Below are 20,073 nucleotides of genomic sequence, written 5' to 3' on the forward strand. Positions count from 1 at the left end.
CGAGACCGGCCGTTCCCGCAGCGCGGGCGGCCGGTCTCCGTGTGTGGAGGACCCGTGGGAACGGATAATGATCGTCCCGTTGTCAGTGGCGCCCGGTACGCTCGAAAGCACGATGACAGAGGACCTCTCCCCGGCCGAGCGGTACGCGGCAGCCCGCCTGCGGGCAGCCGAGCAGGCCACCGCGCTCGCGGACTTCCGCGAGATGTACGACTTCGGTCTCGACCCCTTCCAGATCGAGGCCTGCCAGGCGCTCGAAGCGGGGAAGGGCGTGCTGGTAGCGGCGCCCACCGGCTCCGGCAAGACGATCGTCGGCGAGTTCGCCGTCCACCTCGCCCTCCAGCAGGGCAAGAAGTGCTTCTACACGACCCCGATCAAGGCGCTGTCGAACCAGAAGTACGCCGACCTGTGCCGCCGTTACGGCGCGGACAAGGTCGGCCTGCTCACGGGCGACAACAGCGTCAACTCCGAAGCACCGGTGGTCGTCATGACCACCGAGGTGCTGCGCAACATGCTGTACGCCGGTTCGCAGACCCTCCTCGGCCTCGGCTACGTGGTCATGGACGAGGTGCACTACCTCTCCGACCGCTTCCGCGGCGCCGTATGGGAAGAGGTGATCATCCACCTCCCCGAGTCGGTGACCCTGGTCTCGCTGTCGGCGACGGTGTCGAACGCCGAGGAGTTCGGCGACTGGCTCGACACCGTCCGCGGCCACACCGAGGTGATCGTCTCCGAGCACCGGCCCGTGCCGCTGTTCCAGCACGTGCTCGCCGGGCGGCGGATGTACGACCTGTTCGAGGAGGGCGAGGGCCAGAAGAAGGCCGTCAACCCCGACCTCGCGCGCCTGGCCCGCATGGAGGCGCAGCGCCCGTCGTACCAGGACCGCAGACGCGGCCGTGCCATGCGCGAGGCCGAGCGCGAGCGGGAGCGGCGGCAGCGCTCACGGGTGTGGACCCCGAGCCGCCCCGAGGTCATCGAGCGGCTGGACAACGAGCACCTGCTGCCCGCCATCACGTTCATCTTCAGCCGCGCCGCCTGCGAGGCCGCCGTACAGCAGTGTCTGTACGCCGGGCTGCGGCTCAACGACGACGAGGCGCGGGAGAAGGTGCGCGCGCTCGTCGAGGAGCGCACGGCGTCCATTCCGGACGAGGACCTGCATGTCCTCGGGTACTACGAATGGCTGGAAGGCCTGGAGCGCGGCATCGCGGCCCATCACGCGGGCATGCTGCCGACGTTCAAGGAGGTCGTGGAGGAGCTGTTCCTGCGCGGGCTCGTCAAGGCCGTGTTCGCCACCGAGACCCTGGCGCTCGGCATCAACATGCCCGCGCGCTCGGTGGTGTTGGAGAAGCTCGTCAAGTGGAACGGCGAGCAGCACGCCGACATCACCCCCGGCGAGTACACCCAGCTGACCGGTCGGGCCGGACGCCGCGGTATCGACGTCGAGGGCCACGCCGTCGTGCTGTGGCAGCGCGGGATCAGTCCCGAGCACCTCGCGGGACTGGCCGGAACCCGTACGTATCCGCTGCGCTCCAGCTTCAAGCCGTCGTACAACATGGCGGTCAACCTCGTCGACCAGTTCGGGCGGCACCGCTCGCGGGAGCTGCTGGAGACGTCCTTCGCGCAGTTCCAGGCGGACCGGTCGGTCGTCGGGATCTCGAAGCAGGTGCAGCGCAACGAGGAGGGCCTGGAGGGCTACAAGGACTCCATGACCTGCCACTTGGGCGACTTCGACGACTACATGCGGCTGCGCCGCGAGCTCAAGGACCGGGAGACCGAGCTGGCCCGGCAGGGCGTGGCGCTACGGCGCGCGGAGTCCGCCGTGGCGCTGGAGAAGCTCAAGCCGGGCGACATCATCCACGTCCCGACCGGCAAGTACGCCGGTCTGGCACTGGTGTTGGAGCCGGGACTGCCCGCCGGGCGGTCCAACGGCCATCGTGGGTTCGAGCAGCACGACGGGCCGCGGCCGCTGGTCCTGACCGTCGAGCGGCAGGTCAAGCGGCTCGCGTCGATGGACTTCCCCGTCCCCGTCGAGGCCTTGGACCGGATGCGGATCCCGAAGACCTTCAACGCCCGTTCCCCGCAGTCCCGTCGGGACCTGGCCTCCGCGTTGCGCACCAAGGCCGGGCACATCCCGCCGGAGCGGGCCCGCAAGCAGCGCTCGCAGGCCGCGGACGACCGCGAGATCGCACAGTTGCGTACGGCGATCCGGGCGCATCCGTGTCATGGGTGCAACGACCGTGAGGATCACGCGCGTTGGGCCGAGCGGTATCACCGGCTCCAGCGGGACACCTCGCAGTTGGAGCGGCGGATCGAGGGGCGGACGAACACGATCGCCCGGACCTTCGACCGGATCGTCGCGCTGCTGACCGAACTCGGTTATCTGCGGGGCGACGAGGTCACCGAGCACGGCAAGCGGCTGGCCCGGCTGTACGGCGAGCTCGACCTGCTCGCCAGTGAGTGTCTGCGGGAGGGTGTCTGGGAGGGGCTCGCTCCTGCCGAACTCGCCGCGTGTGTCTCGGCGTTGGTGTTCGAGGCGCGGGTCAGTGACGATGCGACGGTTCCCAAGGTGCCGTCGGGTGCGGCCAAGGCCGCGCTCGGGGAGATGGTGCGGATCTGGGGGCGGCTCGATGCCCTTGAGGAGGATTTCCGGATCACTCAGACCGAGGGGGTCGGGCAGCGGGAGCCTGATCTCGGGTTTGCCTGGGCCGCGTATATGTGGGCCAGCGGGAAGGGGCTGGACGAGGTGCTTCGGGAGGTTGAGATGCCCGCGGGGGACTTTGTTCGGTGGTGCAAGCAGGTGATCGATGTGCTGGGGCAGATCTCGGCGGCGGCTCCTGTTTCTGGTGGGGAGGCGACTTCTACCGTGGCGAAGAATGCGCGGAAGGCGGTTGAGTTGTTGCTGCGGGGGGTTGTGGCGTACTCGTCGGTGGGGTGACCGGTTCGTTGGCGGGTGCGGGTGCGGGTGCGGGTGCGTTGTGGCTGGTCGCGCAGTTCCCCGCGCCCTAAGAGACCCTGCGGTTCACGTAGGTTCGCCAGCCGCGATACTCCGTGATGTCCTCTGCGCCGGACAGCGCACTCGGCTCGCACAGGAAGCCCGGCACCTTCGTGCCATCCGCCAGCTCCACGCTTCCCAGCGTCATCGGGCGGGGGAGTGCGGCCAGCAGTTTGCCCAGGCCCTCCGCCGGTAGGCGCCATACCTCCGTCTCTATCTCCGCGCCGCCCTCGCCCACGTGAACCAAGCCCGGCTTGGGTGGAGTTGTTGCGAGGGCGTGCAGGCGGTACACCGGGGCCGTTGTCGTTGTGTGGTCCAAGCGGGCGCCCAGGGACAGGAGTTGGGGGTTCAGGGGCTGGCCCGTCAAGTGGGCTCCTACGACTGCCAGCTGGACTGTTGGTTCCAGCTCGCGGGCGATCTGCGCCAGGCGGTCGTCCGTGAAGGCCGGGCCGATCAGCATCACGCCGAAGGGGAGGGCGTTCACCTTGCCCGACGGGACTGCCACCGCCGCCAGGTCGAAGAGGTTGGTCGAGTTGGTGAAGCGGCCCAGGCGGGCGTTCGCGCCCAGGGGGTCCGCCGCCACCTCGGCCAGGGTGGGGTGGCCCGGTGTGGTGGGGAGCAACAGGGCGTCCGCGTCGGCCAGTTCGGACAGGGCGCGGGCTCGGAGTGCGGTCAGGCGGGCCTGGTCCGTGTAGAGCTGGTGGGCCGGGATGTCTCGGGCTCGGGTGATGATGCCCGCTACGGTGGGGTCCAGGTCCTCCGCGCCGTCCGCGATTGCCTTGTCGACAAAGCTCCCCACCGCCGTGTAGCGCTCGGCGACGAACGCTCCCTGGTAGAGCATCGCCGCCGCCTCCGTGAAGGGGGCGAGGTCGAGCGTGCGGATCTCGCAGCCGGCCGCTCGGAGACGAGTGACAGCCTCCTCGTAGGCCTCCGCCCAGCCCTCGTCCAACTCGCTCAGCTGGTCTCGTGGCGGGACCGCGACGCGCCAGGGCCCGGGGGCTCGTTGGGCGAGGGGCGGAAGATCTCTGTCCGGCGGAGAGGCCATGAAGGACAGGGCCTGCTCCGCCTCCGGGAGGGTAAGGGCGAAGACCGTCACGCAGTCGATCGACGCGCAGGCCGGGACCACGCCCTCCGTGGGGACCAGGCCCTTGGTGGGCTTGAGGCCGACGATGCCGTTGAAGGCGGCGGGCACCCGGCCCGAGCCCGCCGTGTCGGTGCCGAGAGCGAAGTCGACGATGCCCAGGGCCACGGCGACGGCCGAACCCGCGCTGGAGCCGCCGCTGATCCGCGCCGGGTCGTGGGCGCCCCGGACCGCGCCGTACGGGGAGCGGGTGCCGACCAGGCCCGTGGCGAACTGGTCGAGGTTCGTCGTGCCGAGCACGATCGCGCCGGCCGCGCGGAGACGGGCCACCACCGGGGCATCGGTCTCCGGTTCGTAGGCGTACGACGGGCAGCCGGCCGTCGTCGGGAGGCCGTGGACGTCTATGTTGCCCTTGGCCGCGAACAGGCGGCCCGCGAGGGGGAGTTGCTCGCCCGCCACCACTCGCTCGTCCAGGGTCCGTGCCTCTTGCTCGACCTCCGTCTGCGGGCGCAGGTCGATCCAGATCTCGGGGCGGTCCACGGCCTCGATGCGGGCGTAGGCGGCGCGGACTCGGGACACGATGCTCGACATCTCTTCTTGCTCCTTGCGGTTCAGCTTGCGGGGGCGAGGATCAGCAGCGCCGTTCCCGCTTCCACCTGGTCGCCGGGTCTGGCCAGGATCTCGGTCACCACGCCCGCCATCGGGGCGTGCACCCTGGACTCCATCTTCATCGCCTCCAGGGCCAGGAGGGGTTGGCCGACGGTCACCTCGTCGCCGGGCTCCACGTTCAACTGCCAGACGGACGCCGCGAATTCGGCCTCCACCAGACGGCCGCCCGCCGGGACCGTCACCGCGGCCTGCGGTGGTGCGGGGGCGGCTGCCGCCTCCGCCCGGGTGAACTCGCCCGCCGCCTCCCAGGCATCGCGTTCCGCGCCGAACGCGGTCTGCTGGCGGGACCTGAACTCCGCGATGGAATCGGCGTGTTCGGTGAGGAACGCCTCGTACTCGGCGAGCGAGAACGTGCCCTCCTCGATGCGCGGGACGAAGCGGCCGGAGGTGATGTCGGCCCGGAGTTCCAGGAGTTCGTCCGCCTCCACCGGGTACCACTTGATGCGGTCGAAGAAGCGCAGCAGCCACGGGGAGCCCGGTTCGAAGGCACCGCGCTGTTGCCAGCCCGACCACACCTGGGTCGTCCGGCCCACGAACTGGTAGCCACCGGGGCCCTCCATGCCGTAGATGCACAGGTACGCCCCGCCGATCCCGACCGAGTTCTCGGCGGTCCAGGTGCGGGCCGGGTTGTACTTGGTGGTGACCAGGCGGTGGCGCGGGTCCAGGGGTGTCGCGACCGGGGCGCCCAAGTAGACGTCTCCCAGGCCCAGTACGAGGTACTCGGCGTCGAAGACCGTGCCGTAGACGTCCTCGACCGAGGCCAGGCCGTTGACGCGGCGGATGAACTCGATGTTCCAGGGGCACCAGGGGGCGTCGTCGCGGACGCCGGCCATGTAGCGGGCGATCGCCTCGCGGGTGGCCGGGTCGTCCCAGGAAAGCGGGAGGTGGACCGTGCGGGAGGGGACGATCAACTGGTCGGTGGGTGGGAGGGCCGCCGCTGTCTCCCGTACGGCGGAGAGGAGTTGGGACTGGGGGAGGCGCTGCGGGTCCGTCTGGATCTGGAGGGAGCGGATGCCCGGGGTGAGGTCCGTGACACCCTCGAAGTCGGCCTCGGAGACCGCCTCCATCAGGGCATGGACCCGCATGCGCTGCGCCAGGTCCAGTTGCATGGGGCCGAATTCGACCAAGAGGTTGTCGTCGCCGCTGCGGCGGAAGGTGACGTCTCCGTCCCGGGCCAGGATTCCGCCGTCCATGATGTCGGGGCGGGGCGAGCCGTCGACGTTCACCGGGGCGAAGCGGACCGTGTCGCCGGGCCTGAACTGGCCCAGTTTCCAGCGCTCTTGGCTGATGACCGTCGCCGGGCAGACGAAGCCGCCGAGGGACGGGCCGTCCGGGCCCAGGAGCACCGGCATGTCGCCCGTGTAGTCGACCGCGCCTACCGAGTACGGGGTGTCGTGGATGTTGGACGGGTGCAGCCCCGCCTCGCCGCCGTCGGTGCGCGCCCAGCGGGGCTTCGGGCCGACCAGCCGGACGCCCGTGCGTGCCGAGTTGAAGTGGACCTTCCAGTCGGCCGCGTAGAAGTCGTGGATGTCGTCCTCGGTGAAGAACTCCGGTGCCGCGTGCGGCCCTTCGACCGCCGCCACGTCCCATACGGCGCCGAAGGCCGGGCGGTCGGAGGGGGGCACCGGGGTACCCTCGGCGACCGTGCCGCCATGCAGGACGTCACCTGTGCGCAGCGCCCGGCCGCCGTGGCCGCCGAACCGGCCCAGGGTGAAGGTGCTCGCGCTGCCGAGGAAGGCGGGCACGTCCAGGCCGCCCGCGAACAACACGTAGGTGCGCAGGCCGTGTTGGGCCGGGGCGCCGATCTCCAGGACCACGCCCGCGGGTACCGTCACCGGCTCCCACTGCGGGACCGGAACGCTGTCGACCGTCACCGGCGCCGGGGCGCCCGTCACGCACACGGTGGTGGCGTGGGTGAACCTCAACGTCGGTCCCTGGAGGGTGCATTCGAGGCCGGGAGTGCCCTCCTCGTTGCCGAGCGCGCGGTTGCCGAGCCGGAAGGAGAGGTCGTCCATCGGGCCGCACGGCGGCACGCCGACCTGCCAGTAGCCGGTACGCCCCGGCCAGTCCTGGACCGTGGTGAGGGTGCCGCCCGTGACGACCTCGATGCGGGGAGTGGGGTCGGTGACGTCGGCGAGGGTCGCCGTGGAGTGGGTTGCCGTACGGAAGTCCGGCTCCGCGAGCGCCGCCCGGACCAGGCCGAGGTTGGTCTCGATGCCGTCCACACGGGTGCGGGCCAGCGCCTCGTCGAGCCGTCGCAGCGCCTGGGCGCGGTCCGGGCCGTGGGCGATGACCTTCGCGAGCATCGGGTCGTACGACGTCGTCACCTCGGTGCCCGTCTCCACCCAGCCGTCGACGCGCACACCCTGCGGGAACTCGACCCGGGTCAACAGGCCCGCGCTGGGCCGGTGTTCACGGGACGGGTCCTCGGCGTAGACGCGGGCCTCGACGGCGTGGCCGCGCGGGGTGGCCGGTTCGCTCACGACGTCGGTCTCACCGCGGGCCAGGCGCAGCATCCAGGCGACGAGGTCGACGCCGTAGATCTCCTCGGTGACCGGATGTTCCACCTGGAGACGGGTGTTGACCTCCAGGAAGTAGGCCTCCTCGCGCCCCGCGTCGTAGACGAACTCGACGGTTCCGGCGGAGCGGTAGCCGACCGAGGCGCACAAGTCGCGGGCGGATGAGGCCAGTTGGGCGCGTATGGCGTCGGGTAGTCCCGGTGCGGGGGCCTCCTCCACCACCTTCTGGTTACGACGCTGGAGGGAGCAGTCGCGGTCGCCGAAGGTGACGACCCTGCCCTCGCCGTCGCCGAAGACCTGTACCTCGACATGGCGGGCGTGCTCGACGAGGCGTTCCAGGAAGACGCCGGCCGAGGAGAAGGAGGCGGCGGCCACGCGCTGCACCCGCTCCCAGGACTCGGTCAGTTCGTCGGCGGAGCGACATGCCGACATGCCGATTCCGCCGCCTCCGCCGGTGGCCTTGAGCATGACGGGGTAGCCGATGAGTGCGGCCCGGGCGAGCGCTTCGTCCGCGTCCGCCAACAGGCCTGTGCCCGGGGCGAGTTGGACGTTCGCCGCCTCGGCCGCCGCCCGTGCCGTGTGTTTGGCGCCGAACAGTTCCAGTTGGGCGGGGGTCGGGCCGACGAACACGATGCCCGCGTCCTCGCAGCGCCGGGCGAAGGCCGCGTCCTCGGAGAGGAAGCCGTAGCCGGGGTGGATCGCGCCCGCGCCGGTGTCCTTGGCCGCCTTGAGCACCAGGTCGGCGTCCAGGTAGGACTCTTTGGCCGGTGCCGGACCGAGCCGTACCGCCTCGTCGGCGAGCCGTACGTGGGGGGCCGAGCGGTCGGCGTCGGAGTACACGGCGACCGTGCGCAGGCCGAGTTCGCGGGCGGTGCGGATGATGCGGACGGCGATCTCGCCCCGGTTGGCGATCAGCAGCGTGTCGAAGGTCATCCGGCGTCCCCTTGGGAGACGGCCTCAACGATGGTCATCTCTACCGCCGTCGGCTCGAAGCCGTTGCAAGGGTTGTTGATCTGGGGGCAGTTGGAGACCAGGACCAGGACGTCGCGGTCGGCGCGCAGGGTCAGTTTCAGGCCCGGCGCGGAGAGGCCGTCGACGATGCCGAGGGTGCCGTCCTTCTCGACCGGCACGTTCATGTACCAGTTGATGTTGGAGACCAGGTCCCGTTTGCCCAGGCCGTACTTGGCGCCCTCGGCGAGGAAGTTGTCCACGCACGCGTGCTGCGACCAGGTGTGATGGCCGTAGCGCAGGGTGTTGGACTCCTTGGAGCAGGCGCCGCCGACCGTGTCGTGCCGGCCGACCTCGTCGGCGGTGACGGTCATCAGCGGGGTGTGCTCGTTGGACATGAGCACGCTGCCGGTGGTGAGGAAGAGGTTGCCCTGGGCGTGGATGGTGTCGGGGGCGCTGTAGCGGACCGACGTGTCGTGGGCGTCGTAGACGAGGAAGTCGACGGCCTGGTTGCCGTGCAGGTCGGTGATGGTGAGGGTCTCGCCGGTATGGACGACGGTGGACCAGGCGGCGCGTGCCGGGACGGTCGCGGTCTTCATATGAGCCCCCTCGCGGCAAGGAATTCGTCTGTGTTGAGGAAGGCGCGGCGGCCTTCGGGCGTGGCCTCCCACAGCGGGTCGCCCGGCCCGGTGGCCTCCGCGCGCCAGGCGAGCACCTCCAGCGGGGTGCTGACGTAGTCGTCGCGCGGGTCGGCCGGGTGCGGCACGTTCGCGATCAGTACGGTCACGTCCTGTTCGGCGCGCAGGGTCACGCTGCCGCCGGGGCCGGACGAGCCGGTGAAGTCGAGGGAGCCGTCGTCGCGGACCTCGACGCCCTGGAAGAAGGAGAGCGAGGGCGGCAGGTCGCGTGGTTCCAGGCCGTTCTTGGCCGCGGCGAGCTTGAACAGCTCGCGTCCGGCCGGGGAGCCGGACTGCGGGGTGCCGTCGCCGTAGCGCTCGGTGTTGCGGACGAGCGTGGAGGTGCCGCACAGGGCGTCGTGGCGGCCGGAGGTGTCGGCGACGAGGGAGGCGAGGACGCGGCCCTGGTCGGAGAGGAGGAGCTGGCCCTCGCCGAGGTAGGCGTTCCACTGGACCTTGACCGTGTCGGCGACGTTCAGCCGCTCCCAGGGGCGGTCGGCCGAGTGGAGGAGCAGGTGGGCGCAGGCGTCGCCGCGCAGGTCGGTCAGGCGGAGTTCGGTGCCGCGGGCCAGGGCGCGGTGGGTGTAGTTGCCGCCCGCGACGGTCTCGGCCCACACCAGGTGGCCCGCCTCGCAGGGTGGGGCCGGCCAGTCGGCGGCCGGGACGACGGGCATCGCCTCGGCCCGGGTGCCCTCCTGGGCGCGGGCATGGGCGCGGGCTCCGTAAGTGGTCGCTGTCGCCATCGCGGGGGACCTCCGGCTGCGGGGACGTCTCGGTCGTACGACATTTCTGTCGCTCGACAGAAATTAGGAGGCGGTCGGGTCGGCGGAGTTGCCCGGGTGTTGCCGCTCGGTTACCGAGCCCTCACGAAGATCGCCGGGGGTTCGCGGGGCGTCCGGGGTGCGGGGCTGTGTGCGAGGATCGAACGCATGGGGACAACGGGTGCGCAGGGGGGCCGTCGGGTCGGCAGGCCGCGGGCCGATCAGCGGCCGGACAGCGGACTGTCCCCGCGTGCCGAACTGCTCCGTGCCGCCGCCGAGTTGTTCACCACCCGCGGCTACGCGGCCACCACCACCCGGGCCGTCGCCGAGCGCGCGGGCATGCGTCAGGCGTCGATGTACCACTACGTCTCCGGCAAGGAGGAGCTGCTCGCGGACCTCCTGGAGTCCACGGTCACGCCCTCCCTGGCCTGTGCCCGGGAGCTGCTCGCGGACGACGGGACCCCGGCCGAGGGCCGGTTGTGGGAGCTGTGCCGGACGGACGTCGAGCTGCTGTGCGGCGGTTCGCACAACCTCGGCGGGCTCTATCTGCTGCCCGAGGTGCGCGCCGAACGCTTCGCAGGCTTCCATGCAGTGCGCGCCGAACTCAAGGACGCCTACCGGCAGTTGCTCGCCGCGACGGCCGCCGGCGGGGCGCTCGCCAAGAGCGATCTCGAGCTGCGTACGGATCTGGTGTTCGGGCTGATCGAGGGTGTCATCCTCGTCCATCGTTCCGACCCCGAGCGGCCCGTGTCCGCCTTCGCGGAGGCGACGGCCGACGCCGCGCTGCGCATCGCCGGAAGCTGAACCTCACCCGTTACGGTGAGTGATTTTCGTATGCCCGCGCCCAGTTACACAGTGTGTGCGAATGGCGGCGCAGCGTGTAAATGGGCTGAGGGTACTCCTCTCCGATGTCCCTTTTCAGGGGCTTGCCGAATATGACACAGCGGTGATCCGGTCGGACTAAGCTCGCCCGCAGCGCACCGAGTTGGGCTGTATTCGTGCGCTTGTTCCCAAACATGCAAAAGATACAGAAGCTCCCCCCAGAGTCTCCCGCCAGAGCCTCCCGATCCCCCCAGCCGACCTGTCTTTAGAGGGCATACATGGTGAGTGTTCAATCGCCTCCCGGTGGCCGTGAACTTCCCTACGCGCGCGTGCTGTTGCCGCCTGCCATAGTGATGGCCGCGGCGACCGGGGCCGCCGTCGCCCTGGTGGCGGGGCCGGCCCGGATCGCCGTCGGCTGGTGCGGAGCCGTCGCCACACTCCTGGTGATCGCGACAGCGGCCGAAGCGGTACGCCGCGGGCGCAACCTGCGGAACCTGCGCGTCGAGCACGACCGTCACACCGCGTATCTGGAACGGCGGATCGCCGACCAGACCCTGGAGACGGTCCGCCTCGGCAAGGAGATCCTGCCCGCCACGCTCTACCGGCTCAGCAGCGGAGAATCCCCCGGAGAGGTGATTCGCCAAGTCGTGGACGCCGATCCCGACTGGCGGCAACTTCCCCAGCCGCAGCGCGACTTGCTGAGGACCGTGCTCAACATCGTGCAGCGCGAGGAGAACATGCGTGACTCCGCGCAACGCTCCTTCGTCAGCATCGCCCGCCGTGTGCAGGCCATCGTCCACCAACAGGCCAAGGAACTCCGGGAGATGGAGGAGGACCACGGCCGCAACCCCGAGGTCTTCGACGACCTCCTGCGCATCGACCACGGCACCGCGCTGATCGGCCGCCTCGCCGACTCCATCTCGGTGCTCGGCGGTGGCCGCCCCGGCCGCCAGTGGCCCGAGCCGGTGCCGCTGTACAGCGTGTTGCGCGGCGCCATGTCCCGCATCCTGGAGTACCGGCGCATCGAGCTGCACTCCATCGCCAAGGTCAACATCCGTGGCATCTCCGTCGAGCCGGTCATCCACGCGGCGGCCGAACTCCTCGACAACGCCACCCGCTACTCGCCCCCGCAGACCAAGGTCCACGTCACCGCCGTAGAGGTACAGACCGGCGTCGCCATCGAGATCGAGGACGGCGGCGTCAGCCTCAGCGAGGAGTCCCGGGCCCGTGCCGAAGGCATGCTGGAGCGCGCCAAGGCCGGCACCGACCTCCAGGACCTCGGCGAGAGCCCGCGCCTGGGCCTCCAGGTCGTCGGCCGGCTGTGCGCGACGTACAACATGCAGATCTCGCTGCGCGCCTCGGCCTACGGCGGTGTCCGCGCCGTCCTCATCGTGCCCAGCGAGATGCTCACCCCCGGCACCGCGCCCGGACTCGCCCACGGCATCGGCGCCACCGCGCTGCCCAAGGCGGAGCTCGGCGCGGTCCCCGGACCCAAGCGCACGATCAAGCGGCGCCGCCCCACGAGCCCGCGCATCCCGGCCTCGGTGAGCATGGAGGACGAGGTTCCCGAGGTCACCGAGTGGACGGCGGGCGGCCTGCCGCAGCGCCGCAGCCGGGTCAAGGTCCCGCTCGCCCAGCGGTACGCCGAACAGGCCGCCGCCGAGCGCGCCGAGGCCGCCGCCCGGGAGGCCCGCTCCGCGTGGGAGACGCCCGAGCCCGAGCCGGAGAAGAAGGACGAACCCGAACCGGGCCTGTGGGTCGAGGCGTTCATGGAAGGCCTCAAGGGTGACCCGGACCCGAACGCCTTCATCCAGAAGACCGAGCCGGCCCGTGTCGAGGCCGACGACGAGGGGGACCTCAAGTGATCCAGCAGCGCGCCAACTTCGACTGGATGCTGAAGGATCTCGCCGACGGCGTGCCCGGCATCCAGCAGATCGTCGTGCTCTCCGCCGACGGGCTGCGCATCGCCCGCTACGGCGGCGACCCGGACGCGGCCGACCGCGTCGCCGCGGCCTGTGCCGGACTGCAGAGCCTGGCGGGTGCCGTCGCCTCCGAGATCCCGGGCAGCGACGGCCGGATGAAGATGGTCATCATCGAGATCAACGGCGGCTACTTCTATCTGATGGCCGCGGGCGCCAACGCCTATCTGGCCGTCCTGTCCGACGTGGTCGCCGAACCCGGCCTGATGAGCAACCGCATGCGTGACCTCGTCGTCAGAATCGGCGCCCACCTCACCAGCCCGCCGAGGCGCAACGGGCAGACCGTATGACTCCTCCGCAACGCCGGCGGCGACACCCCGGGGAAGAATCGCCGCCCGAGCCCGCCAAGAAACAGGGCGAAGGAAAGATCCCGGAGCGGCTGTACGTGCTCACCGGCGCGACCGAGGACGGTGACCGGGCCGAACTCGACCTGGTCACGCTGATCGTGGCGCGTTCCGACGCGCCGCAGTCGGCCACTCCGGAACAGGCGGCGCTGCTCGGGCTCTGTATCGCCCCGCTGTCCGTGGCCGAGCTGTCGGCCTATCTCAACCTGCCGTACAGCGTGGTGACCGTCCTGCTCACCGAGCTGCTGACGGCCGAACTGGTGCAGGCGCGCGCCCCGATCGTCCGCCAGGCGCTCCCCGACCGTTCCCTCCTCGAAGCGGTGATGCATGGACTTCAAAAGCTCTGACACCATCACGGGTCCGCGGACCGAGGACCATCTCCCGCACACGGCCCAGGCCGCGGTGAAGATCGTGATCGTCGGCGGCTTCGGGGTCGGCAAGACGACCATGGTCGGTTCGGTCAGCGAGATCAGGCCGCTGACCACCGAGGAGACCATGACGCAGGCCGGTGTCGGCGTCGACGACAACTACGGCTCCGAGAGCAAGACGGCCACCACCGTCGCCATGGACTTCGGCCGCATCAGCATCACCGACCAACTGGTGCTGTACCTGTTCGGCACCCCCGGCCAGGAGCGCTTCTGGTTCCTGTGGAACGGGCTGTTCGAGGGCGCCCTCGGCGCGGTGGTGCTGATCGACACCCGGCGCCTCGAAGTCAGCTTCGACGTCATAGGACGTCTGGAGGAGCGCGGGGTGCCGTTCGTGATCGCCGTCAACTCCTTCCCGGACGGCCCCCATTACCCCATCGAGGATCTGCGTACGGCGCTCGACCTGTCCCCGGACATCCCGATCATCGAGTGCGACGCGCGCCGCCGCGCCTCCAGCCGGGACGTCCTGATGACCCTGATGCGCTTCCTGCACTCCCTCGCGATGACGGGCTCGCTGACCTGACCCGCCCAACTCCCCCGACACCGGATCCACTTCAGTTCTCGGAGCGATCACTGTGACGCCTGAACCCCACTCCCCGACCGATACGGACGACACCAGGCTCGGTCCGCCACCCGGCTGCCCCGCACACGGCCAGGGGCCCGGGGGACTGCACCGGCTGTTCGGCCCCGAAGCGGCGGACCTGGGCGCCCTCTACGAGAAACTCCGCGCCGAACACGGCACCGTGGCACCGGTGTTGCTGCACGACGACGTACCGATCTGGGTCGTCCTCGGTCACACCGAGAACCTGCACATGGTGCGCACGCCCTCGCAGTACAGCCGCGACAGCCGCACGTGGACGCCGCTGCGCGAGGGCATGGTCAAGCCCGACCACCCGCTGATGCCGCACATCGCCTGGCAGCCCATCGCCTCGCACGCCGAGGGCGACGAACACCTGCGGCTGCGCGGCGCGGTGACCGGCGCCATGTCGACGATCGACCCGCGCGGTATCCGCCGGCACATCAACCGCTACACCCAGATCCTCGCCAACACCTTCTGCGAGCAGGGGCACGCGGAACTCGTCGGCCAGTTCTGCGAACACCTGCCGATGGCCGTGCTGTGCGAGATCCTCGGCATGCCCGACGAGTACAACGAGCAGATGGTGGAGGCGGCCCGCGACGCCCTCAAGGGCAGCGCGACCGCGATCGTCAGCCACCAGTACGTCATGGACGCGCTCAGCCGGCTCACCGTGCTGCGCCGGACCCAGCCCGCGGACGACTTCACCAGCCACCTCCTCGCCCACCCGGCGGGGCTCAGCGACGACGAGGTCAGGGAGCACCTGCGACTCGTCCTCTTCGCCGCCTACGAGGCCACCACCAACCTCCTCGCCAACGCGCTGCGCATGGTCATCACCGACCCGCGCTTCCGCGCGCAGCTCAACGGCGGGCAGATGACGGTGCCGGAGGCGGTCGAGCAGTCCCTGTGGGACGAGCCGCCGTTCTCCACCGTGTTCGCCTACTTCGCCAAACAGGACACGGAGTTGGGCGGTCAGCGCATCCGCAAGGGCGACGGGCTGCTCTTCGCGCCCGCGCCGGGCAACGTGGACCCCCGGGTGCGGCCCGACCTCAAGGCCAACATGATGGGCAACCGCTCCCACCTGGCCTTCGGCGGCGGCCCGCACGAGTGCCCCGGCCAGGACATCGGCCGTGCCATCGCCGACACCGGGGTGGACGCGCTGCTGATGCGGCTGCCGGACATCGAACTCGACTGCGACGAGGACGAGTTGAGCTGGACGGCGTCCATCGCCTCGCGCCATCTGGTGGAACTCCCGGTGCAGTTCGCCCCCCGCCTGCCGCAGGACGTGTCGGAGAAGCCCGGCCACGCGGCGGTCCCGCAACCACGCCACACCTGGCACGTCGGCATGACGTCCGACCCGGATCCGACACCGGCGGCGGCGCCCCTGCCGGAGCCGACGCCACCGCCCCAGCCGGTGGCGACGCCGGAACCGGTACGCCAACTCGGGGCGTGGCAGCGGCTTTTGAGGTGGTGGCGGGGCTACTGACCGGCCCAGTCGTCGTAGCGGGACCACGCCTCCAGCACCCGCCCGCTACGGAACCGGTGCTCGGCCCCCGTGACCGGGTCGGTGAACTCCAGTGCCCGCGCCAGCAGTTGGAGCGGGCGTCGGAAAACGCCGTCCGGTACGGGGTCGGTCACCACGGGATAGAGCGGATCACCGAGGATGGGCACGCCCAACGCGCTCATGTGGACGCGCAGTTGATGCGTCTGCCCGGTACTGGGCACCAGCCGGTACCGGGCGAGCCCGTCCTCCCGCCGCTCCGCCAGCTCGACCCGGCTGACGGCGTTGACCTCACCCTCGACCTGCCGCGCGGCCATCACCCCGCGCTCCTTGAGAATCCGGGACCGCACGGTGGTCGGCAGCCCGAGCCCGGAGTCGTACGACGCGACCGCCTCGTACTCCTTCCGCACCCGCTTCTCCCGGAACAGCGCCTGGTACGCGCCCCGTTCCTCGGGCCGCACCGTGAACAGTACGAGCCCCGCGGTGAGTCGGTCGAGCCGGTGCGCGGCTCCCAGCGCCGGGATGCCCAACTCCCTGCGCAGCCGCGCGAGTGCCGTCTCGACGACATGACTGCCGCGCGGGGTGGTGGCGAGGAAGTGCGGCTTGTCGGCCGCGACGATGTGCTCGTCGCGGTACACGACCTCCACGGGAAAGGGCACCGGCACCTCACCGGGCAACTCCCGGTGGAACCACACGAACATGCCCGGTTCGTACGGCAGCCCGGCCACGGACGTCCCGTCCACCCCGACGAACAGCCCGTCGTCCATCATCTGATCGACGACGCCGTCGCCCGCCCCCGAGAGCCGGTCCACCAGGTACTCGCGCACGGTGGTCCAGGAATCCTCGGGGGGCAGGCGGACCCGCACCGGGTCCACCCCGTCGCGTTGGGGGAGGGGCGAGGGCGGGATACGGCGCTTTCGGGTCATCGCGATCAAGCGTAGGCGGTCAGGTCATGCGGGGACCGCTTCGGCGGCCTCCTCCGCGACCGTACGGGCACGGAACACCCGGTACCCGAATCCCGCCCCCACCGTGACGAGCAGGAACAGCACCGTGAACCACTGGAAGTACCAGTGCCCGCCCGTCGGGTCGTACACCGCGGCTCGCGGCCAGGCCAGGTTGACGGTCATGACGAGGCCGTAGAGGAGGGCCAGGGCGTTGACCGGGATGCCCCAGCGGCCGAGGGAGAACAGGGGGGCGCCCGTCTCGTCCGTGCCGTCCACCCCGAACTCGCCGCGCAGGCGGCGGAGCAGGAGCGGGCCCGTGACCATCGCGTACGCCAGGTACAGCATCACGATGCAGGTGGTGCCGATGGCGAGGAAGGCGTCCGGGGAGGCGAAGTTGAGGAGGAGCAGGGCCGCCGCGAGGGTGCCTACGACGATCGCCGGGGCGCTGGGCATGCCCGTGCGGGGGTTGACCTTGGACAGGCGGGCGGAGAAGGGGAGTTGGGTGTCCCGGGCCATCGAGAAGAGCATGCGGCAGGCCGCCGTCTGGATGGCCAGGGTCGCCACCGCGATCGCCACGACGACGTCGGCCAGCAGGGCCTTGCCGACGCCGTCGCCGAGGCTGCTCGTCAGGACGTAGCTGAGGCCGTCGACGCCGAGATGGCCGTCGGTCAGGCTGGGTGCGGCGAGCAGGCCGCCGAGGATGATCAGGCCGCCGAGCAGGCCCGCCGCGCCGAGCGCGGTGAGGATCGTGCGGGGCGCGGTGCGGCGCGGGTTGTGGGTCTCCTCGCTCATCTCGCCCGCGCTGTCGAAGCCGATCATCACGTACGCCGCCGTGAACGAGCCCACCAGCAGCGCGCCGATCAGCCCGGTCTCCAGGCCGCCGCCGGTGTGGAAGGTGATGCTCGGGGTGCGCTTGGAGTGGGTCAGGAGCAGGACGACGATCAGGATCGCGCCGATGATCTCCGCGGTCACCCCGACCCGGTTGATCACCGACATCACGCGGTTGTCGAGGATGTTCACCAGCGTCGTCAGGACCAGCAGGATCACGCCCAGGACCGCCGCGTTGGCCGCGCCGTCCGGTGAGGTGGGTGCCGGGTCGCCGCCGACGAGCTGGAAGCCCGACCAGATCGCCGGCAGCACCATCTGGAGGGCGAGCGCCGCCGCGGCCACGACCACGATCTGGCCGATCACCATGATCCAGCCGGCGAACCAGCCGAAGGTCGCGTTCGAGAGGCGGGACGACCACTGGTAGATCGCGCCCGAGATCGGGTAGCGCGCGGCCAGTTCCGCGAAGCACGCGGCCACCAGCAACTGGCCGACCAGTACCACCGGCCAGGCCCAGAAGAAGACGGCGCCGCCGAACGCGTACCCGAAGGCGAAGAACTGGAAGACGGTCGTCAGCACGGAGATGAAGGAGAACCCGGCCGCGAACGACGCGTACCGGCCGAGGCTGCGGTGCAGCTCCTGGCGGTAGCCGAACTCCGCGAGGGAGCTGTCGTCGGGGGAGGGGGAGTGGGGCGGGTCGGGGCGTATGTCGGAGGGGGCTGTGGTGGTCACGGCGGCACCTGCCTTCGGCGCAGGAGAGCGGAATCCTGACGGCGACAGCGGAATTCCTGTCGGGTGACAGAAATTAGGGAGGTGCTGTTTCGGCCGCGTCACGCCACCGTGTCCGCGCCGGGCCTAAGTCCTCACGTCCGCCGGGTCGTTCCGCCCGAACGGGCGCCCGGCGCATGACGAAGGGGCGGTGCCCCGAAGGCGCCGCCCCTGTTCCCAGCTCGCTCCCGGGTGCTACGCAGCCGCCGTAGCCCCCTCCTGCTCCGCCTCGATCTTCGCGTTCCACTCCCGCTTCGACGCCTGCCAGCCGTCCTCGTTGTGGCCCAGCCGCCAGTACCCGGAGATCGACAGATCCTCGCGCGGGATCTCCAACTCGACCCGCAGCAGGGCGCGGAGGTCTTTCACGAAGGCCGCCTCGCCGTGCACGAACGCGTGCATCCGGCCCGCCGGGAACTCCAGCGCCCGTACGGCCTCGGCGAGCGCCTCGCCGACGGGACGGTCGCCGCGGTGCAGCCAGACGACCTCGATGTCGGAGTCGATCTTCTGCTCCTCCTCCGGGCCGGAGATCTCCACGAAGGCGTGTGCCGTGGCGCCCTCGGGCAGCGACTCCAGGGCGCGGGCGATCGCCGGCAGCGCGCTCTCGTCCCCGGCGAGCAGATGCCAGTCGGCGCCCGCGTCGGGGGCGTAGGCGCCGCCGGGGCCCATGAAGAGGACCGTCTCGCCCGGCTGGACCCGGGTCGCCCACGGCCCGGCGAGGCCCTCGTCGCCGTGGATCACGAAGTCGAGGGTCATCTCCAGGTGCTCGGGGTCCCAGGCGCGCACGGTGTACGTGCGGGTCACCGGCCACTGCTCACGCGGGAACTCCGCGCGGATGCGCTCCATGTCGAAGGGCTCGGGGTAGGCCGCGCCCCCGGCCGGGAACAGCAGTTTCACGTAGTGGTCGGTGCAGGTGTCCGCCGCGAACTCGGTCAGACCCTCGCCGCCCAGCACCACGCGCTGCATATGAGGGGTCAGCCGTTCGGTGCGGACGACCTGCGCGGAGTGGGGCTTTCGCGGCTTCCGTGCCGGACGTTCTGCCATGACGGCCTCCCAAATTCCCATGCTTAGGCTTACCTAAGTTAGCACTAGATTCTTTGTGAAAGGCAAGAATGCAGGGGCAAAAACAATGCTTACGCGGCCAGCGTGGCGAGCAGTCGCTGCAATGATCCGCCCAGTGCCCAGCGCTCCGCCAGTGCGCCCACCAGTTCCGGATCACGCGGCGCGTGCGGCAGCGCCGGGTCGACGTCGGGCAGCGGCACGTCGTCGGCGACCCGTACGACCTTGGGCGCGACCGCGACATACGGCCGTGCCTCGTCGAGACGCTTGCGCTGCGAAGGGGTCAGCTTCGACTTGGGGTCGTCGATCGCGGCCATGATCCCGGGCACGTCACCGAACTCGGCCAGCAGCTTCGCCGCCGTCTTCTCGCCGATCCCGGGGACACCCGGCAGACCGTCGCTCGGATCGCCGCGCAGCAGCGCCAGATCCACGTAACCGCGGCCGTCGACGCCGTACTTCTCGCGCAGGAACGCCTCGTCGGTGAGCTGGAGCGTGCCGACGCCCTTGATCGGATACAGGACGCGGACGCCACGGGCGTCGTCGACGAGCTGGTAGAGGTCGCGGTCGCCGGTGACGATGTCGACCGGGCCCTTCGCGTGTGCCGTGAACGTGCCGATCACGTCGTCCGCCTCGTACCGCTCGACGCCCACGCGCGCGATGCCGACCGCGTCGAGAACGGCCTCGATGATCGGCACCTGCGGGGAGAGCGTGTCCGGTACCTCCTCCGCGTCCGGACCGCTCTCGCGCACCTCGGCGACGCGGTGCGCCTTGTAGGTGGGGATGAGGTCGACCCGCCACTGCGGCCGCCAGTCCGCGTCCATGCACGCCACCAGCTGGTCCGGGCGATGGTCCTTCACCAGCCGGTCGATGAACTCCAGCAGCCCGCGCACGGCGTTCACCGGCGTCCCGTCCGGCGCCTTCACGGACTCCGGGACGCCGAAGTAGGCGCGGAAGTAGAGCGAGGCGGTGTCGAGAAGCATCAGTCGTCCGGTCACGTCACGCATCATGCCGCACGACAGCGCGACGACCACCTCTCCGTGTCACTCAGAGGGACCAACACCGCAGGCCGGTGAGCTGGACCACTCCGGTGTTTGCGCACGGAAAGCATGGGCAGGCGCGGCCTCGGAGCGGTGCCGGTTGTGCATTCAACCTTCTACGGCCCCCCGGGCCCACCGCCTCCAGGTCCTGACC

General features: G+C 70.6%; 15 protein-coding genes. 7 read left to right on the forward strand and 8 right to left on the reverse strand.

Annotation, left to right across the window (positions count from 1 at the left end; translation table 11 throughout):
- The first annotated feature begins 67 nt into the window (after positions 1 to 67).
- A complete protein-coding gene (locus tag ACIRRY_RS27490; protein WP_403977381.1) occupies positions 68 to 2,932 on the forward strand; it encodes a DEAD/DEAH box helicase in 2,865 nt (954 codons plus the stop codon).
- 67 nt (positions 2,933 to 2,999) lie between these two features.
- Here the strand turns inward: ACIRRY_RS27490 and atzF are convergent, their stop codons facing one another.
- The 4 genes from atzF to ACIRRY_RS27510 are packed head-to-tail and all read right to left on the reverse strand — an operon-like array spanning position 3,000 to position 9,626.
- Positions 3,000 to 4,661, reverse strand: coding sequence for an allophanate hydrolase (atzF, locus tag ACIRRY_RS27495; RefSeq protein WP_403977383.1), 1,662 nt, complete (start codon positions 4,659 to 4,661; stop codon positions 3,000 to 3,002).
- Positions 4,662 to 4,681: 20 nt separating this feature from the next.
- Positions 4,682 to 8,191 (reverse strand): 5-oxoprolinase/urea amidolyase family protein, encoded by a 3,510-nt coding sequence (locus tag ACIRRY_RS27500; protein WP_403977385.1) that lies wholly within the window; start codon positions 8,189 to 8,191, stop codon positions 4,682 to 4,684.
- Positions 8,188 to 8,805, reverse strand: coding sequence for an urea amidolyase associated protein UAAP2 (locus ACIRRY_RS27505; protein ID WP_403977387.1), 618 nt, complete (start codon positions 8,803 to 8,805; stop codon positions 8,188 to 8,190). Before ACIRRY_RS27505 ends, ACIRRY_RS27500 begins: the two co-directional genes overlap by 4 nt.
- The gene (locus tag ACIRRY_RS27510; protein ID WP_403977389.1) at positions 8,802 to 9,626 is read right to left on the reverse strand and encodes an urea amidolyase associated protein UAAP1; all 825 of its coding nucleotides are present in this window, start codon (positions 9,624 to 9,626) and stop codon (positions 8,802 to 8,804) included. The genes ACIRRY_RS27505 and ACIRRY_RS27510 overlap by 4 nt, the downstream gene beginning before the upstream one ends.
- Positions 9,627 to 9,812: 186 nt before the next feature.
- Between ACIRRY_RS27510 and ACIRRY_RS27515 the strand changes: the two genes are divergently transcribed.
- From ACIRRY_RS27515 to ACIRRY_RS27540, 6 genes are all read left to right on the forward strand, one after another.
- Positions 9,813 to 10,448: a TetR/AcrR family transcriptional regulator gene (locus ACIRRY_RS27515; protein WP_403977391.1), complete on the forward strand. Its 636-nt coding sequence runs from the start codon at positions 9,813 to 9,815 to the stop codon at positions 10,446 to 10,448.
- A 296-nt stretch (positions 10,449 to 10,744) separates the two neighbouring features.
- Complete coding sequence (locus ACIRRY_RS27520; protein ID WP_403977393.1) at positions 10,745 to 12,331, forward strand: sensor histidine kinase; 1,587 nt, start codon at positions 10,745 to 10,747, stop codon at positions 12,329 to 12,331.
- Positions 12,328 to 12,735 (forward strand): roadblock/LC7 domain-containing protein, encoded by a 408-nt coding sequence (locus ACIRRY_RS27525; protein ID WP_019066134.1) that lies wholly within the window; start codon positions 12,328 to 12,330, stop codon positions 12,733 to 12,735. Before ACIRRY_RS27520 ends, ACIRRY_RS27525 begins: the two co-directional genes overlap by 4 nt.
- Entirely contained in the window at positions 12,732 to 13,136 is a 405-nt protein-coding gene (locus ACIRRY_RS27530; protein WP_403977395.1) for a DUF742 domain-containing protein, read from the forward strand. Before ACIRRY_RS27525 ends, ACIRRY_RS27530 begins: the two co-directional genes overlap by 4 nt.
- Positions 13,117 to 13,737, forward strand: coding sequence for an ATP/GTP-binding protein (locus ACIRRY_RS27535; protein WP_200680124.1), 621 nt, complete (start codon positions 13,117 to 13,119; stop codon positions 13,735 to 13,737). The genes ACIRRY_RS27530 and ACIRRY_RS27535 overlap by 20 nt, the downstream gene beginning before the upstream one ends.
- Before the next feature lie 52 nt (positions 13,738 to 13,789).
- Positions 13,790 to 15,274: a cytochrome P450 gene (locus ACIRRY_RS27540; protein ID WP_403977397.1), complete on the forward strand. Its 1,485-nt coding sequence runs from the start codon at positions 13,790 to 13,792 to the stop codon at positions 15,272 to 15,274.
- Here ACIRRY_RS27540 and ACIRRY_RS27545 read toward each other — a convergent pair.
- From ACIRRY_RS27545 to ACIRRY_RS27560, 4 genes are all read right to left on the reverse strand, one after another.
- Entirely contained in the window at positions 15,268 to 16,215 is a 948-nt protein-coding gene (locus ACIRRY_RS27545; protein ID WP_403977399.1) for a pseudouridine synthase, read from the reverse strand. The genes ACIRRY_RS27540 and ACIRRY_RS27545 overlap by 7 nt on opposite strands.
- Positions 16,216 to 16,239: 24 nt before the next feature.
- Entirely contained in the window at positions 16,240 to 17,790 is a 1,551-nt protein-coding gene (locus tag ACIRRY_RS27550) for an amino acid permease (RefSeq protein ID WP_403977401.1), read from the reverse strand.
- A 231-nt stretch (positions 17,791 to 18,021) separates the two neighbouring features.
- Positions 18,022 to 18,867, reverse strand: a complete 846-nt coding sequence (locus ACIRRY_RS27555) for a siderophore-interacting protein (RefSeq protein WP_403977403.1) — start codon at positions 18,865 to 18,867, stop codon at positions 18,022 to 18,024.
- An 89-nt stretch (positions 18,868 to 18,956) separates the two neighbouring features.
- The gene (locus tag ACIRRY_RS27560) at positions 18,957 to 19,886 is read right to left on the reverse strand and encodes a 5'-3' exonuclease H3TH domain-containing protein (protein ID WP_403977596.1); all 930 of its coding nucleotides are present in this window, start codon (positions 19,884 to 19,886) and stop codon (positions 18,957 to 18,959) included.
- Between the last annotated feature and the right edge of the window lie 187 nt (positions 19,887 to 20,073).

Source organism: Streptomyces sp. NPDC101776, assembly GCF_044766845.1.
In the GTDB taxonomy this organism is placed as follows: Bacteria; Actinomycetota; Actinomycetes; order Streptomycetales; family Streptomycetaceae; genus Streptomyces.

What these genes read in the sequence shown, in the direction of transcription:
- ACIRRY_RS27520 (WP_403977393.1), top strand. Translation starts at nt 10,745, where the DNA reads ATGGTGAGTGTTCAATCGCCTCCCGGTGGCCGTGAACTTCCCTACGCG.
- ACIRRY_RS27545 (WP_403977399.1), bottom strand. Translation starts at nt 16,215, where the DNA reads ATGACCCGAAAGCGCCGTATCCCGCCCTCGCCCCTCCCCCAACGCGAC.
- ACIRRY_RS27555 (WP_403977403.1), bottom strand. Translation starts at nt 18,867, where the DNA reads ATGGCAGAACGTCCGGCACGGAAGCCGCGAAAGCCCCACTCCGCGCAG.
- ACIRRY_RS27530 (WP_403977395.1), top strand. Translation starts at nt 12,732, where the DNA reads ATGACTCCTCCGCAACGCCGGCGGCGACACCCCGGGGAAGAATCGCCG.
- ACIRRY_RS27510 (WP_403977389.1), bottom strand. Translation starts at nt 9,626, where the DNA reads ATGGCGACAGCGACCACTTACGGAGCCCGCGCCCATGCCCGCGCCCAG.
- ACIRRY_RS27500 (WP_403977385.1), bottom strand. Translation starts at nt 8,191, where the DNA reads ATGACCTTCGACACGCTGCTGATCGCCAACCGGGGCGAGATCGCCGTC.
- ACIRRY_RS27560 (WP_403977596.1), bottom strand. Translation starts at nt 19,886, where the DNA reads ATGCGTGACGTGACCGGACGACTGATGCTTCTCGACACCGCCTCGCTC.
- ACIRRY_RS27535 (WP_200680124.1), top strand. Translation starts at nt 13,117, where the DNA reads ATGGACTTCAAAAGCTCTGACACCATCACGGGTCCGCGGACCGAGGAC.
- ACIRRY_RS27490 (WP_403977381.1), top strand. Translation starts at nt 68, where the DNA reads ATGATCGTCCCGTTGTCAGTGGCGCCCGGTACGCTCGAAAGCACGATG.
- ACIRRY_RS27515 (WP_403977391.1), top strand. Translation starts at nt 9,813, where the DNA reads ATGGGGACAACGGGTGCGCAGGGGGGCCGTCGGGTCGGCAGGCCGCGG.
- ACIRRY_RS27505 (WP_403977387.1), bottom strand. Translation starts at nt 8,805, where the DNA reads ATGAAGACCGCGACCGTCCCGGCACGCGCCGCCTGGTCCACCGTCGTC.
- atzF (WP_403977383.1), bottom strand. Translation starts at nt 4,661, where the DNA reads ATGTCGAGCATCGTGTCCCGAGTCCGCGCCGCCTACGCCCGCATCGAG.